This is a genomic window from Flavisericum labens, from assembly GCF_045446075.1.
GTDB lineage: Bacteria > Bacteroidota > Bacteroidia > Flavobacteriales > Flavobacteriaceae > Flavisericum > Flavisericum labens.
Map to the genome: position 1 here is coordinate 54,430 of NZ_JBJJBQ010000011.1, position 15,824 is coordinate 70,253.

Here is a 15,824-nt window from a genome sequence, read left to right on the forward strand (position 1 = left end):
TTGTTAAAATTGAATATCAACTCCTAAAGTTGATGATAAAGCTTGAGGAAAAGGGTTTGTTGTACTCATTTCTGGGTCAAACCCATCGTAGTCAGTGAACAGTGCTACATTTTGTAAATCCACAAAAAACCTCAACTTATTAAATGGTAATTTAGATCCGTCTGCTATTGGCAAATTATATGCAAGGTTAATATTCTTAATTCTGAGGAAACTAGTTTTTTCTAATAAGAAATCTGTATTACCCGCAGGATTATTTCCGCTGTAAGGATTAGACGCAATTCCTGGTAAAAACCCGTTAGGATTATCAAAAGACCATATATCCTTAATACTTGTTAGGGTATTTGAAGGTGTGGAGTTTGATATTCTAAAACGGTCTGGATAAAATCCAAAACCTCTGGGTGCACCTGCATTACCATAGGCAAATGCCGTTAAGGTGAAGTTTTTGTATCTAAAGTTAGTACCAAACCCAAAATTAACCCTTGGTCCCCAAGTACCTAATTTTACAACATCTTTTATATCTAAAACACCATCATCATTTTGATCTACAAACCTAACATTACCTGGAAATGCTCCAGCCATATAGTTAGGAACTTCTTCTAAAGATTTGATAATACCATCTGTTTCCCAACCGTAAAAGTCCCCAAGCTGATCATTCTCACCTACATATTCAGGAAGTGTTACATTAGGGTTACGCTCAACCCATTCTGACCTACTAGTAGAGAAAGTGAAATTAGTACTCCATTCAAAATTATTGGTAAGAACATTAGTCGTATTCAATGCAACATCAATACCTCTTGCTCTAGTTGACCCTACATTTGTTACGACTCTCCCTACTGCATTATTAGATGGTAACGGATCAAAGTCTATTAGGTCTTTAGCCTTTTTCTCATATAGCTCTATAGTCCCATTTACTCTATCATTAAAAAATCCAAAATCAATACCTATATCTATACTGCTGTTTGTTTCCCATTTAAAGTCTGGGTTAGCTACTTGAGAAAGTACAACTCCTGGCTGCACAGTATTTCCAAATGTAAATTCTCCATTAATACTATATAATTGAAATGCATTATTTGCTAAAACCACATTTCCCACTTCACCATAACCTACTCTAATTTTTAAATTTGATACTTTAGAGTTTTCTAAAAATGGTTCTTCGCTAATTCTCCATGCTGCAGATATTCCTGGAAAAACGCCCCATTTATTGTTATTGGCAAAGTTACTTGCACCATCGCGTCTTACAACACCATTAATAATATATTTACCATTTATGGTGTAATTAACTCTCGCAAACTGTGAAAGCCTAGTTGTTTCAAATCTAAACGAGTTTTGTTTATTACGAAGTAACTGATCTGCAATTCCAACGTTATCTGCACCTAAAGCATCTGTAAAAAATCCGACCGCCTGAAGACTAAAACCGTCACCTAATGTTTTATATACCCCTGCTCCTAATACAGCAGAAAGTGAACTTTTCTCGAAGCTTTTTGAATAAGAAAAGTATGCCTCCCCAGTATAAGCATCATTTCTATTAGTTGCTAATTGAGCGACACCTTCAGGCAATTGTGCATTTTCCACAATTGACGGCATAAAAAACCTTCTAGTAGAGGTTGTTCTATCCATACTTCCAACCATTGAAAGCGATAGATCATCAAATAAAGTAATATCAAGTTTAGGTGTTATTGAAAACCTATTAGTTCTTAATTTATCCTCTATTTCAAAAAAAGCAAATGGATTTGTTATCAAATTATTGTATGTCCTTGAATAACTTCCATCCGGTTCTCTTGGAGTGATATTAGGCGCAAAAGCATATGCAGCTTGTAGCATGTTATATTTTTCACTTCCTCCTGAATTTGCACCAGTTGATGCATTATTACTATTAATTTGGCTTAAATTTGTTTTGACATTCAGATTAAATCTTTCTCCTAATTTTTGTGTAATATTAAATCTCGCCGTATATCTCTGAAAATCAGAATTCTTTAATATGGCATCATTATCGTAATAGTTGAATGAAGAAAAAATCTTGGTGTTTTCATTTCCACTATTAATTGAAAGATTATGTTCTTGAATAAAACCAGTTCTAATTAAACTATTAACATAATCCGTTCCAGAACCTGCATTATTGATATCGTTTTGAGTAAAAAATGGTGTAAATCCATCAACAGGAGCATTCTGAGCACCATAAGGAGCATATTTATTATCAAAAAGATATCTATCAAAAGCCAATCTGTTGTGCTGTCTCATAAAATCTTCAGCATCTAAAAATTGTAAATAGTCCTTGGGGCTTTGAACACTAGTCGAAACTCTATAGTCTACTGTGGTTTTTCCTGCTTTTCCTTTTTTAGTTGTTATAAATATAACTCCATTTGCAGCTGCTGAACCATAAATTGCAGTTGTACTTGCATCTTTAATAACATCTACTGATTCAATATCTGCAGGATTTATTGTTGATAATGGGCTTCTGTCCACACCCCCAAAAAAACCTAAATCAGATGAATCTAGTCCTGGCTCAGGAGAATTATTTATTATTGGAACGCCATCTACAACATAAAGCGGTTCTCCACTTCCTCTGGGTGAAATATCTGCTCTTATATTTGCACTTACCCTAGCACCTGGCTGGGCTGTACTCAGACCCAAATTTAATCCAGCAACTCGGCCTTGCAACATTTGGTCTACTGAAGTATTAGCAACCTGCTGAATATCTGCAACTTTAATATTAGCTACAGAACCAGTTGTCTCTTTTATATTTGATGTCCCATAACCAATTACAACAACTTCATCAAGTTGAGATACATCCTCCTCTAGAGAGATAGTTATGGTATTACTATTATTTACTATAACTTCCTGAGATTTAAAACCTAAATAAGAAGCTTGAAGTACGTCTCCAATGCTAGCATTAATAGTGAATTTGCCATCAAAGTCTGATTGAGTTCCATTCGTAGTTCCTTTAACAATAATATTGACACCTGGAATAGGTTGATTGGTTTTTGAATCATATACCTGACCATTAATTTCTAAAGCTTGTCCATAAAAAAATACTGGCGATAAAAAAATAATAGCAAATAATAGGTATCTAAAAGTAAATACCCTTGTAAAATTTTTACATTGATTTTTCTTCATTCTTAAAAAGTTTAGTTGTTTTAGATTAGTTTACCTAAATTCAGTTCTAGGTTAATGGCTAAATAACAAAACGGTAGTAAAATAAAAGGGGCACAAAGTCATTTTATTCAGGGGTAACTTTTCGTTTAACCCCTTTTATATTTGGCTTTCGTTAAGATTCTACTTTGATTTCGATAGATAGTCAGATGGATTATTGCCAAATCGCTTTTTAAATAACTTACTAAAATATTTCCTATTAGAATACCCCACATGATAACATGCGTCTAAAACTGTAAAATCATGTTCTTCTATTAATTTCTTAGCAGTTTTTAATCTAAAATCTCTAACAAACTCTACATAAGTCATATTTGTTAAGCTTTTAATCTTCTTGTAAACCACAGAATGACTCATTCCTAACTCTCCACAAACAAAGTTCACATTCAAGTCTTTAGAACTTAAATTGTCATCAAGTATTTTAATAAGCTTTAGCATAAAAGTTTCGTCAGACTTATTTAGCTTTAACTCACTCATAGGAATTAATTCCTTCTTCCAAAACTTTGCATGAAGTAACTCCCTGTTTTTCAGAATACTACTTATTCTAGTTTTAAGCAACAACTCATTAAATGGTTTAGTTATATATTCATCTGCTCCAACATCAAATCCTTCTATCTTGTGTGCAAAGGAGGCACGAGCCGTCAAAAGAAGGATTGGTATATGACTAGTCCTGATATTAGTTTTTAGTTCCTTTGTAAGAGCAATACCGTCCATAACCGGCATCATAACATCACTAATTATTAAATCAAGAGGGTTATTGTATGCTAACTCTAAAGCTTCTTCTCCATTTAGTGCTTTAATAATATCATAATCTTCACTTAAAATCTCAAAGATGTAATCAAGAATTTCAACATTGTCATCAACAACGAGTAATGTTGGTTTTATGGAATCCTCAACTTCTTTTTTATCTTTTGACAGCATTAGTTTTCCAGCTTTTGCAACCCTCAAAGGATTAATTTTTCCTTTATCATTTTCATCTTCAACAATTGAATTAGTATCAAAATGCGTCCTTCCTTTTTTTAAGGAAATTACAAACTCCGTACCTTCATTTTTCTTACTATTAACAATAATTTCTCCCCCATGAGATTTAACGATATCCTTAGAAATTGATAAACCCAAACCAAAACCATTTATATTATCATCGCTCTTGCTTTGATAAAAACGGTTAAAAATTTTGTCTAACTGGTTTTTGGCAATACCAATACCCTTATCCTTTATATGCAATTGAATGACTTTCTCCATTTCGAATATTGAGAACTCAATTACTCCTTCTTTTTTGGAAAACTTAAAAGCATTTGATAATAAATTATAGAGTACTTTTTCTAATTGGTGTTTATCAAACCAAATTATTGCATTTTGAGAGTTAGTTTTAAATATAAAATCTATTTCCTTTTCTACTGCCATTTCTTTGAACGAAAGGTATATTTCTTCACAAAACTCGACAAGGTTTTCTCTAATTAAATTAAGCTTAACTTTTTCATGTTCAAGTCTTCGATAATCAAGTAATTCATTAACCAAGGAAACTAATTTATCTCCATTCTTTTTAATAGTATCAAATGGATTCTTTAAATCATTTGTGAATAAATCCTGTTTTTCTAACAATCTATTAATAGATCCCGATATTAAAGTAACTGGGGTTCTGATATCGTGTGATATGTTAGTGAAAAATTGCTGCTTTAAATCATATAATTCTATATCTTTTTCGTGAGTTAGTTTCTCTAGTTTCAAATTACTCTTTAAATTTTCCCAAGCAACGGTGTACTTTCTAAACAAATAAAGTATAAATAAAAACACTAAAATATAAACTAGAATTGCCCACCATTCCATCCAAAATGGTTTCAAAATTTCAATGTTAATTGAAGTGTAATCTTTACCCCAAGTACTACCAAGCTCCTTACTTTTAACTTTAAAAGTATATTCACCTGGAAACAAATTAGTATAAGTTACTGTTCTATCTGTACCTATTTCTCTCCATTCTTTATCAAATCCTTCCATTTGAATTGAGTATTCGCATCGATTAGAAAATGGAAATTGCAATGCTGCAAACTCAAAAGTAAGTACGTTTAAATCGTGTTCGAGGGTAATATCTTTAGTAGAAGTTATGTTTTCATGAATGATTTCATTTGAACCAATGGATAGCTCTTCATTAAACAACTTGAAATTGGTAATTTTAACTTCTGGTTGAATATTCGTATTTGATATGTTATTTGGATCAAAACGTAAAACACCATCTGATCTACCAAAATATAACAATCCATCGTCATCTTTAAAAACAGAATTAATACGATATGCTCCAGCAAGACTTGGAAAATTTGTAAAACGGTCTATGTCGTAATCAAATTTATATATCCCATTTTCAGTACTAAACCAAATGTTACCCATATCATCTTCAATAATGGCAACTTCTGATTGATCCTTAACAACCTCATTATTTTTTATATCTTCGAATTTACCCGTGTCCAAATTAAACCGATTAATTTTCCCTTCAGAATCTCCTATCCAAACATTATTTTTTGAGTCTTTATACAGGCTCAAAATATTATTACTATTTGTTGAAGTATTTGAATTCTTAATATTCTTTAGTTGTTTTGATTTTTTTGTGTTAGTATTAAAAAGGTTGACACCTCCACCATAAGTTCCCAACCAAATTGTATCTCCAGTTTTAATCATAGCAACTATATTGTCACTACTTATTGAAGTACTATCGTTGATGTTTTCTCGAAAAGAAGCAAATTCGTCTTTAGCTCTGTCATAATAGTTTAGACCTCCTCCCCATGAAGCAATCCATAAATTATTATTCTCTTCAATTATATTACGCACATCATTAAAGCTTATGGAATTTGTGTTTTCTTTATCGTGTTTGTAATTAGTAAATGTCTCTGTCTTAGGGTTAAATTTAATTATGCCGTTGGCATATGTTCCTAGCCATAGTATTTCTTCTTTATCTTGATATATACATTGAATATAGTCTCCACCAATATCTGTATTTAAACTTTTGTTGAATCGCTTAATAACATTTGTTTCTATATCAAAAACAGTTAGCCCCAATCCGTCTGAACCTAAATATAATTTGTTCTTATTCTTGTGGATTGATAATACTGGTGTAGGATTGAGCCCTTCAATATCGTTTGATATTAATTCAAAATTATTTCTTTGTTCCAATATATTTACACCATTCCATGCTGTACCAATCCATATATTATCTTCTTCATCCTCAATAATATTATAAACTGCGTTACTTGATAGAGATGAATATACCCCTGGTGTATGTCTAAAAACTTTAATTTTAGGATTCTGACTCTCAACATATTCAACCATTATCACTCCATTTCCATCTGTTCCAATCCATAAATTACCTTGTTTATCTGTATGTAAAGAGCGAACAATTTTAATTTCATTTTTTAAGTTTAATGAGTTATTGAAAAACTTTGAAAATTTTTCAGTTTTTAAATCGAATTTCAATAAACCATTTCCACTAGTTCCAATAAGCAATGTATCTTCATTTAGCTTAGAAATAGTATGTATAAAATCTTCAAAAATCTTGTCATCAGATTCAATATTCTTGAACCTTTTGTTTGAAATTGAAAATTTACTTAATCCCGATCCAAAAGTTCCAATCCATAAATTTCCATCATCACTTTCGAATATACTAGTAACACTATTTTGATTTATGGAATAACCGTTTAGGCTCTGATTATATGGAATAAAAACTTTAGATGCCTCTACAAATAAGCATAATCCATTTTCAGAACCTATCCATAAATTTTCATTTGAATCTTCAAAAAGTTTATATAACTGATTTGATGGAAGCGAAGTTGGATTATTAACATCATTCTTATAAACAATAAAATCATCACTTAAGTGATCGTATAGGTTCAAACCTCCTCCTTGGGTTGCAACCCAAATCCTCCCTTTTTTGTCTAGTAATATATCACTAATATTATTTGATTCTAAGGAACTGTTATTGCTATTGTAAGTTTTGAATTCCTTTCCGTCATATCTGTTTAATCCATTACCTGTACCTATCCATACAAAACCGTCCTTTTCTTTAATTATGCCTGTAATTCTATTACTAGAAAGACCATTGGACTGATCTATTCTTTTAAATATAGCTTGTGTTTGACTTGCTATATTCTGAGTAGCAAATAAAAAAAATAGTGGTACAAATAATTTTTTTATCGATATTTTAATAATTGAATTCATTTTAACTTTTAAAGTTATATATACTAACCTTATAACAGGTTAAAATATATTATAAAATATTTAAAATTTAATATTACTATTTCTTAAAAGAAATAAAGGGTTATAAATTCATCAATAAAAGTCGCTTAAATCCATTTATATTTGGACATCAAGAATCATCAATTTAGGTTAATGAACTAAATCTGAAATTCATATAATGTAAGTAAAGAAAGTTTAAATATAATACTGTTTTAAATACTAATATTTATCGAGTCTATGAGAAGATGAAATGTTCATTTTCAATCAAATAAAGACTGTGCTTCTCGATGAATCCGCTTAAAATTCCTTTTAAGGTCTTTCTTTGAATATTTTTTTGCTTTTGGTAGTTTCTTAGTAATATCCTGTAATTTGAACTGTACTCTTTGATCGTTACCATCAGCAAAACTTATAAACTCTCCAGGTTTTAGTTTAAAGAAAATGTCAGCTCGTACTTTTGAGACTTCCTTTTCTCCTTTGGTCACTCGTGTATCAAAATTCAGATTATTCCCTTTGTTGATACTCGTGGTTTGCATTTTAATAAGCTCAAAAAATCGCTCATAGTATTTTGCAGTGTCTGGGTCATTCACTTTTCCGAAAAATTGGTAGGATAGATTGCTTAATATCGCTTTACTGACCTTATCTCCATACATGATATCATTTTGCACTTTATCCTGCATCACATAAATGGTTGCAATATTGTAGCTTCTGAGGGTGGCAGGAATACGCTGCATGTTCAGGAGTCTAATGGTAGACGCTTCTTCCATGAGTAAAAAAGAAGGCTTTCGGTGTCGTACGCTCATTTGTTTGGTAATAGTATGCATGACTGTTGCAATAAGTGGTGCATAGGCAGTCTCTAACTTAGGGTTATTTACCACTGAAATCACTCCTGCTTTTTCTTGCCCATTAATATCCAGAGGTACTTCGTCTGCTGATAGCGTCATAAAAGCCTGTATGGAACTGATTTTTTTCAAGGCATTAGACAGAGTGCTTTTTACCCCTGCCGTTTGACGGTCAGAATCCTTACCACTGATAAAGGCATTCGCCATGCCTTTCGAGGTTAAATCGGATTCCAAAAGCGTAATCAGACTGTCAGTATCCAAATATTGATAGATGGCAATTAAATGCGGTAGTGTGCAATACTCAGGGTGGTTGGTTTTGAGAATCCATATAAGTCCACCAATAATCCCTTCGGCAGCATCGGTAAAGAACTTGCCTGAAGTATTCGTTCCCGATTCCTTTTGTTCCAATAAGTTTTCCATCAGAACACGGGATACTTCATTGACACTCTCTTCATTTTCCATATACCTTACTGCAATAGGATTCACACGGTGGTAGATGGTATCAAATGAAATGATATAAAATGAAATGTCTTGGGCTTTAAAAAGTGGATAGGCCATTTCAGTGATTTCAAAATCCTTATAATCATGAATCACTCCTGAAAAACCCTGTTTGCTAAAATGCTGCATAAAATTATAAACCACACTTTCAGTTTTTCCGCTTCCAGCTGATCCGATAATGGAAGCGCCTCGTTTGATGTTCTGGATGACCAGCTTAGCCCTCTTTAGTTTGAAATGTACCTGATACATTTTTTCGGATGGTTGTGTACTCTCTCCTTCATGAAGAAAGACATACATCACTATATTGATAAGTAGCAACGGACATCCAACTATAAGGGCTGTATTGCTAAATAATGCTGGAGCAATCAAAAAAAGGATTCCAAAACCACCAAGGAGCAATATTAAATTCAGCACAAAAGCATATATGGACAGTTTATAAAGCGCATAAAAAAGTGCAGATGCTGTGAATATAGTCAGTAAGATAATTGTGAGATTAAATGATTGCATGGTGTTTGTTTTTTTAATGATGATTTAGATTCCAATGGATCCCGATTTTATGGCGATATCTATACCGCGTTTTAAGGTTCTAATGGTTTTTAGTGCGAGTTGTACTTGATTGGTTGGAATACTAGCTATTGGAACGCCTGTCCTTCCTAGAATTTTAAAAGCCAATGCTTTTTCATGGGTCGGTAATCCCAATAGCGTCGAAAAATAAGCATTGGGGTTTTTGATAAAGGCTTTCTTGGCATGATAGGATTCTGCATAGTTGCGTTTGTATGCAAAGGTTTTATCAAAGGTTTTTTCTGCTTTTGAAAAAAAGGCATCCCTGTCAAATCCACGTTTTACCAATTTACCATCAATCATAACATTGGATGCTTTGTATTTGCTTCCTGGGGATAAGCTTACTTTATTGGAAGCATCCTTACGACTAACAATGATATGGATATGACTGTGATTGCCTGCTTTGTTCATACCCTGCACGATACGTTTACCGTTTTGCTGGTGCGGCGCACTCTTCTCCAATTTGGCTATTTGTTGCCGGTTCTTTTTGACACTACCTTTTAATGTACCTTTCTCTATCTTTCGAATCTCTTGTTTAAGTTTTAGGATTTTAGAGGCATAAGGCTGATTTTCTATGACCTGTTTATCAGTTCCTTTAAACTGTCTCGTGTGTTCAACTTTGGCATAATATTTAATGTCATTAATAGTTATCTGCTTGCCATTTATTTCACGATTAAAAGCGATGACATAATCTTTCATCAATTCACGGGTATAGTGTTTTAAATCTTTACTACTGTTTTGTAATTGTCTTAATTCGCTTTGGCTCGGACTTACGGTAATGGAATAAAATTTAGGCTCTTTCTTTTTGAGTTTTGCTGTGTTGCCATCGATGTCTTTTATGACTTCTTTAGCTAAGAACTCGTCACCATATTGGTTAAAAAAGTGCTCACGTTCTTCAATTACAAGACCTTGGTTTTCCTTTTCCAAATAATCCACGAAATCCGAAACACTTTGCGAAAAATTATTACCTAGTGTTTGGGCTGAAATACTGATATACATGGTTTGATTTTTATTATTTTTTAAGTATTGATTGTTTCTTCTTTTTAGTCCCTTTTTCCATAAGTAAGGGTTTCTTTTTAGGTTCAGCTTCTTTAAACAAGGATTGCATCATGGCAACTGTGGGTTTGGTTTGGTTTTTCTCGATATCCTTCATGACGGCAATCACCCCATTAATCCTTTTTTTGATGAGGCTCTCTAGGGTTTGCATCTGTGGTCCGATAGACTCTTTTGGAGAAATGCCATTACTTTCAAAAAACTCTATCATTAACAATAAAGTCATTGAATTGGACGTGCCCATTCTTTTAGTGAAAGCCCTGAATTTTTTTGCCGTAGAACATTTAAAACTTATGGTTGTAAATGCCTCTTTTTCGTGTCCTCGATCCATTTTTACTCTAAAAACTTGTTGATTTTATTGGGCTGAACGCACTTTTACTTTAAAAACGAATCCAAAACTGTTTCCCTTGATTTTTATAATATTTTTAATTAATTGATTTTCAATATATTATGTGCTTTCAAATTATCGTAACCTCGCGAAGCGGGTTACCCTCTTGCTATTCGATTTCGTTCGCTTTAGCGAACAAAATTTTCACACAATCTGACTAAAAAGTCAGTTGCTTTTTGAGCATTCCTGCTATTTTAAAGCTATGGATTTAAGGATTAATATTGAAACGAGGATTGGTTTCAGATGATCTGTTTTGGCATCATAAAAAATGATTATTACCGATATTGAAAATGTGAACGTCAGATTTATAAAAAGACCTTTGAAAATTGCTTTGCCAAAGGTCTTTACTGTTTTTTTATATTAGTCATATATTAAACACATACTGATAGCTGTACAGGTTTTTGATAGCTTCCTCTTCTAATAAAGTTTGATAATCTAAATGCTGCGTTTGGGCATAGATTTTTAGGTCTGCTCCAAAACGGTTTTCTATATCTCGTTTTGAGTTTTCAAGCAGTCTGTGTTGAGTTTCTGCATCGAGGTTGTTATAATTTAAATATACCATGTTTTCCAACTTTTAGATTATAAAATACCTTCGTCTGCAAAGCTGAAGTAATCGCCAGTGGGTATTAGTATCAAATGGTCTAATACATTAATATCAAATAATTTTGCTGCCTTTTTAATTTTTGCTGTCAACTGTTTATCAACTTCACTAGGCAATAATTTACCGCTTGGATGATTGTGAATCAATATGACACCGACTGCTAAAGTTTTTATAATAACTGCAAATAATATCCGCATATCTACTATAGTTCCTGTAATGCTTCCAGTAGATAATTGGTAGATACCTTTTGCCTTATTGGAATTGTTCAACAACAATACTTTAAAAGATTCGTGTAAACCTATCGTATCTTTATTCCATTGGTTAAATACCAACTTGGCGGCATCTGATGAACTTTTAATCGTGCTGGCATTAAATGTGCTTCGTTTTTCCCTGTAACTTATTTTAATTTCGTTAACTTTATCTTTCATTGTTTTCTTGTTTGAAGTGAATAATGAAAAAGAGGGTGTTGCTTTTCCACGGAAACACCCTCTTTATTTTTTAGATTAATTACTACCTCCTAGCAATAGGATTTCTGACACGACCACTTCGGTTACATAGCGTTTGTTGCCATCCTTATCTTCATAGCTCCTTGTAGATAATTTGCCCTCTAAAGCAATTTCTTTGCCTTTAGTAACATACTTTTCAATAATGTCTGCGGTCTTGCCCCAAGCTATTACCGTATGCCAATTGGTGTCGGTCTGTTTTTTACCCTGACTGTTTTTGTAGTTCTCATTGGTTGCCAATGATAAACGGGCTACTTTTTTACCGTTTTCCAAAATTGTAATGGTTGGCTCCCCACCAACATTTCCGATTAACTGCACTTTGTTTTTTAATGTACTCATGATTAAATGTTTTTGTATCTGTCCTATGACAGATGATTAATAAATGCCCTTTTATTGTTTTAAACTGAATTAAATTTTAAGGGGTGTTTGTATGATTTCTTTCGTGCTCTGCACAATGGATGAAGTGGGTTTTGTCAAGGCTTTTAGGGAATAAATCAGGAGTGTCTGCAACGTGGTTTTTACCGAAGAGCTAAAAACAAGGAGGTAGAAACCTTATTTTTTTCTAAAACTTCGCTTGGTCTTGACAAGTTCCATAAGGGCATTAGTAATTCTTTTAAAATCATTTGCAAACGAGTGTACGGAAAGTTTAACGAGTGAAGTAGATGCTTTTAAATTAGAATTGCTTATGCTCTGCCTGTTTTTCGCTGTACCGAAAAACAACAAAGGCTTCATCCATTACAAACCCCTTAAAATGTCAAGTCACAACCTAATTTCCCAAGTATTATTGAGCAAAATTTTAAGATGATTTTGTCAATAATATTGTTTAAGGAAAATAGGTTTTGGCTTTCCGATTACAAACGGACTCAACTTTAAAGATGGAGTACTGGAATGCCTGTACTGAGCGAAGTCGAAGTGGAGTTTAACCACTTCCCCGTTTTTTCAGGAATGAGTGGGCAAGTGAAATGCAAATCGGAATCTTGGAAGTTGTGTCCAAGACTTTTTTTGAGAGCAGCTCTTTTCCCGAAATTTAGAGCAACGGAATGCAGGGGAATGTGCTGAGCGTATGGTTTAATGATAATAAAAATCCAGTTTTTAAAAGGAACTGGAAAACCTATATATGGATTATGCCATTTCATAGATTTCATCAAATAGCTTTTTATCCAATCGTTCCTGTTGTCCGAAACTTTTTTTCAAGGTATTGTGCAATACTGAATTGAAAGCATTATAACCCAGCCAAAGGTTCGGGTCTTCATTAAGTAATAAAGCTTCATAGTTGAGTATTTCAATGACTTCACGAGACTTTTTTGACGGATCGCTATTCTTGTCACTACACTCATATCTAAATAGTTTTGTTTTGTCCAGAATAGCCTTTACAAATTCTTTGGTATCGATAATTTTAATTTCTTTCATTTTGTCGAATTTCTTGGTAATCGTATAGAACTCATTGTCCAAAAACTTATCAAACAGGTTGTTCAACCTGGGCATTATCAAATGTGTATTATTTTTACTGTGTTTTATTGAAAAGGCAATTTCGGCTTGAGAAACGTGCAAACCATTGGAACATACTTTTCTGTAAAAACCAAAGTGGCCAGAGGTCTTTTCGCTACCGTCATAAGAGTTTTTAAATCGAAGCATGGGCAGTATCAAATCCTTTTCATTTTTCACAGAGAATTGACTTTTATCGTCAATAATGAAGTCAGTAATGAACGACCTATCATTCTTATTGATGGTGCGTTTGTGATAATTTAGTTGTGCGTCGGATAGCATTGTTTCAGCTTTCTTGAAGAATAATTGATTCGGAATATGTCCATAGCTATTGGACACTACATTGACAATTTTCCCATTTGATATAATGGCATTTTCAAGCCCTCTTCTAGACATGATTCCAGTTAAACTCTTTAAGGATTTCATTTCTGATGGGACAAAGATGTCATCCTGTTGCAAATTATTTAAATACATAATATTTTATTTTAGAGCTGTTTATTTACAGCATTAGAAAAAAGAAAGCTTACCCTTGCGAGTAAGCTTCCATACTTAAAAGGTTTGAAACTTTATTAAAGTTCAAACTTTACGATCTCCTCTTCTATCTCTGATTTACGCAGCTCCAAAGTGGATTGTAAATGAGAGGTTACCAATTTGATTAAATTGGTATTAGTGGTCTTAAACTCTAAATGATGGGAGTCTCTAATATGAAAAGAAGCGGAACCATCTTGATTGTAATTGAACTTAGTGAGTTCATTTAAGGTTTGGTTTAACCGCTCTCTTTGAGTGGCCAACCCCCTTAGTTTTTCAAATCTTTGGATACGGTCATCCAAATTGATTGCAGGTTTTTTGGTTGGAGGCTTCATTTCTGATGTAACGGCTTTTCCAACAGCTTCTTCTGTTAATTTCTTTTTCACGTCCTTTTTAACGATGGCATTTTCTCTTTTTGATACACCGTTTTGCTTCTCTTTTGTTTTTGTTTCCATGATAATGAAATTTTTAATTAAACAATATTTGAGCAAAACACTAACGGAAGCTAAAATCTCAGCTCAAAAGGAATCGGAATAAATAGAGACAAAGGAACGGCTTTATGCCGAAGTCTTTTGATGGGAGTTTTTACGAGTTTTAATTGCAGAAATATTGGATGAATAAACGTTCACTTTTTTTAATATTTTAATAGTATTATAATCAACATTAAGTATATTTGATTTTTGTATGCAAATACAACTATTTAAGTTCATTTTATATTAAAATATTATTTGGTGCGTTAATCGGTGCGTCCAAACACAAAGCATAATTTAACTTTTTGAATATCAATTGATTAAAATACAGGTTCGAGCCCCAGCCCGGTCACAGAAAAAAGTTAAGCAATATTGCTTAACTTTTTTTATTTTTACTTAATTCATTTAGCGCACGTGGCGGAATTGGTAGACGCGCTGGCTTGAGGGGCCAGTATCCGTTTAGGATGTGGAAGTTCGAATCTTCTCGTGCGCACTTTTTATTTCAATTTATTTTACCTTAATAAATTACATAATTTGTTTTAGCAAGGCATTTAATTTTTATTTTTTGCTCATATATTGATAATTATCCTTAGTTTTGTTTAACAAAAAAAAAGTATTGATGAACAATATTAAGGTTAATTTCAGTATTAAGGACTTAGAAAATCTTAGTGGAATAAAGGCCCACACGATACGAATTTGGGAAAAGCGTTATGAACTTCTGAGTCCAGAACGTACAGATACTAATATTAGAAGCTATAACTTAGGAAGCCTTCAGAAACTGCTTAACATTTCTTACTTAAATAATAACGGACTTAAGATTTCTAAAATAGCGGATTTAAAAGAAAATGAAATCCCTATAAAAGTCAGAGAAATAGCCTCTAGAGCAAAAGTTGAAGACCACGCCATAAATGCTCTTAAACTGGCCATGATAAATTTTGACCAGGTCTTGTTTTACAGTACGTACAATAATCTTCTTGAGAACAAAAGTTTCAGCGATATTTTCTATTGTGTATTTCTCCCATTGCTAGAAGAAATTGGCCTATTATGGCAAACCGACACCATTACGCCAGCTCATGAGCATTTTTTGTCAACCCACATAAAACAAAAAATACTGCTGAATATTGAAAGACTTCAAATTTTAGACCCAAGACCAGATTCTAAAACTTTTGTGCTATTCTTACCAGATAACGAAATTCATGATATCGGGCTACTTTTTATAAATTATCAATTGCGCAGTAAAGGCTACCATACCATTTTTCTGGGAGAAAGTGTGCCTATGGAAAGTTTGAGGGGAGTGCTAGAGTTTTTTGACGACCTTACTTTCATTTCCTATTTTACCGTTTACCCAGAAACGAAAGATATTCAAGATTATATCAATGACTTCAACAAACTCCTTCTTGGCAAAGACAATACCGAGCTTCTGTTACTTGGAAAGAAACTTGACGGTATCAATCTAGAGAGTGTTCCAGAAAAAATAAGTATTTTTAATTCTATCGAAAATTTAGTTAAAACATTATAATTATTTTATAT

11 protein-coding genes and 1 tRNA gene are annotated in these 15,824 nt (G+C 32.9%); 2 read left to right on the forward strand and 10 right to left on the reverse strand.

Translation table 11 applies throughout. The features are described from left to right. Positions 1 to 3: 3 nt before the first annotated feature. The 10 genes from ACIEHO_RS14715 to ACIEHO_RS14760 all read right to left on the reverse strand — a co-directional run bounded on the left by ACIEHO_RS14715 (position 4) and on the right by ACIEHO_RS14760 (position 14,279). Positions 4 to 3,114 (reverse strand): SusC/RagA family TonB-linked outer membrane protein, encoded by a 3,111-nt coding sequence (locus tag ACIEHO_RS14715; protein ID WP_406973075.1) that lies wholly within the window; start codon positions 3,112 to 3,114, stop codon positions 4 to 6. A 159-nt stretch (positions 3,115 to 3,273) separates the two neighbouring features. Further along, a complete protein-coding gene (locus ACIEHO_RS14720; RefSeq protein WP_406973077.1) occupies positions 3,274 to 7,350 on the reverse strand; it encodes a hybrid sensor histidine kinase/response regulator transcription factor in 4,077 nt (1,358 codons plus the stop codon). A 278-nt stretch (positions 7,351 to 7,628) separates the two neighbouring features. After that, positions 7,629 to 9,212 (reverse strand): type IV secretory system conjugative DNA transfer family protein, encoded by a 1,584-nt coding sequence (locus tag ACIEHO_RS14725; RefSeq protein WP_406973079.1) that lies wholly within the window; start codon positions 9,210 to 9,212, stop codon positions 7,629 to 7,631. Positions 9,213 to 9,236: 24 nt separating this feature from the next. Next, on the reverse strand, positions 9,237 to 10,265 hold the full coding sequence (mobB, locus tag ACIEHO_RS14730) for a MobB family relaxase (protein ID WP_406973081.1): 1,029 nt from the start codon (positions 10,263 to 10,265) through the stop codon (positions 9,237 to 9,239). Between the two features lie 13 nt (positions 10,266 to 10,278). Continuing rightward, positions 10,279 to 10,650, reverse strand: coding sequence for a BfmA/BtgA family mobilization protein (locus ACIEHO_RS14735; protein WP_406973083.1), 372 nt, complete (start codon positions 10,648 to 10,650; stop codon positions 10,279 to 10,281). A gap of 421 nt (positions 10,651 to 11,071) precedes the next feature. Next, on the reverse strand, positions 11,072 to 11,269 hold the full coding sequence (locus ACIEHO_RS14740) for a hypothetical protein (RefSeq protein WP_406973085.1): 198 nt from the start codon (positions 11,267 to 11,269) through the stop codon (positions 11,072 to 11,074). A 17-nt stretch (positions 11,270 to 11,286) separates the two neighbouring features. Beyond that, complete coding sequence (locus ACIEHO_RS14745) at positions 11,287 to 11,736, reverse strand: JAB domain-containing protein (RefSeq protein WP_406973087.1); 450 nt, start codon at positions 11,734 to 11,736, stop codon at positions 11,287 to 11,289. 75 nt (positions 11,737 to 11,811) lie between these two features. Further along, positions 11,812 to 12,150, reverse strand: coding sequence for a single-stranded DNA-binding protein (locus tag ACIEHO_RS14750; protein ID WP_406973089.1), 339 nt, complete (start codon positions 12,148 to 12,150; stop codon positions 11,812 to 11,814). Positions 12,151 to 12,933: 783 nt separating this feature from the next. Further along, positions 12,934 to 13,770 carry a DUF932 domain-containing protein gene (locus tag ACIEHO_RS14755; RefSeq protein WP_406973091.1) on the reverse strand — a complete coding sequence of 279 codons (837 nt, stop codon included), beginning with the start codon at positions 13,768 to 13,770 and terminating at the stop codon, positions 12,934 to 12,936. A gap of 95 nt (positions 13,771 to 13,865) precedes the next feature. Next, entirely contained in the window at positions 13,866 to 14,279 is a 414-nt protein-coding gene (locus ACIEHO_RS14760) for a hypothetical protein (RefSeq protein WP_406973093.1), read from the reverse strand. A 423-nt stretch (positions 14,280 to 14,702) separates the two neighbouring features. Between ACIEHO_RS14760 and ACIEHO_RS14765 the strand changes: the two genes are divergently transcribed. Then, a tRNA-Leu gene (locus ACIEHO_RS14765) sits at positions 14,703 to 14,787 on the forward strand. Between the two features lie 126 nt (positions 14,788 to 14,913). Continuing rightward, the gene (locus tag ACIEHO_RS14770) at positions 14,914 to 15,813 is read left to right on the forward strand and encodes a MerR family transcriptional regulator (RefSeq protein ID WP_406973095.1); all 900 of its coding nucleotides are present in this window, start codon (positions 14,914 to 14,916) and stop codon (positions 15,811 to 15,813) included. Positions 15,814 to 15,824 lie beyond the last annotated feature (11 nt).

Bases quoted from the DNA above. Each gene is read 5' to 3' on its own strand.
- ACIEHO_RS14715 (WP_406973075.1), bottom strand. From the start codon at position 3,114: ATGAAGAAAAATCAATGTAAAAATTTTACAAGGGTATTTACTTTTAGA.
- ACIEHO_RS14720 (WP_406973077.1), bottom strand. From the start codon at position 7,350: ATGAATTCAATTATTAAAATATCGATAAAAAAATTATTTGTACCACTA.
- ACIEHO_RS14725 (WP_406973079.1), bottom strand. From the start codon at position 9,212: ATGCAATCATTTAATCTCACAATTATCTTACTGACTATATTCACAGCA.
- mobB (WP_406973081.1), bottom strand. From the start codon at position 10,265: ATGTATATCAGTATTTCAGCCCAAACACTAGGTAATAATTTTTCGCAA.
- ACIEHO_RS14735 (WP_406973083.1), bottom strand. From the start codon at position 10,650: ATGGATCGAGGACACGAAAAAGAGGCATTTACAACCATAAGTTTTAAA.
- ACIEHO_RS14740 (WP_406973085.1), bottom strand. From the start codon at position 11,269: ATGGTATATTTAAATTATAACAACCTCGATGCAGAAACTCAACACAGA.
- ACIEHO_RS14745 (WP_406973087.1), bottom strand. From the start codon at position 11,736: ATGAAAGATAAAGTTAACGAAATTAAAATAAGTTACAGGGAAAAACGA.
- ACIEHO_RS14750 (WP_406973089.1), bottom strand. From the start codon at position 12,150: ATGAGTACATTAAAAAACAAAGTGCAGTTAATCGGAAATGTTGGTGGG.
- ACIEHO_RS14755 (WP_406973091.1), bottom strand. From the start codon at position 13,770: ATGTATTTAAATAATTTGCAACAGGATGACATCTTTGTCCCATCAGAA.
- ACIEHO_RS14760 (WP_406973093.1), bottom strand. From the start codon at position 14,279: ATGGAAACAAAAACAAAAGAGAAGCAAAACGGTGTATCAAAAAGAGAA.
- ACIEHO_RS14770 (WP_406973095.1), top strand. From the start codon at position 14,914: ATGAACAATATTAAGGTTAATTTCAGTATTAAGGACTTAGAAAATCTT.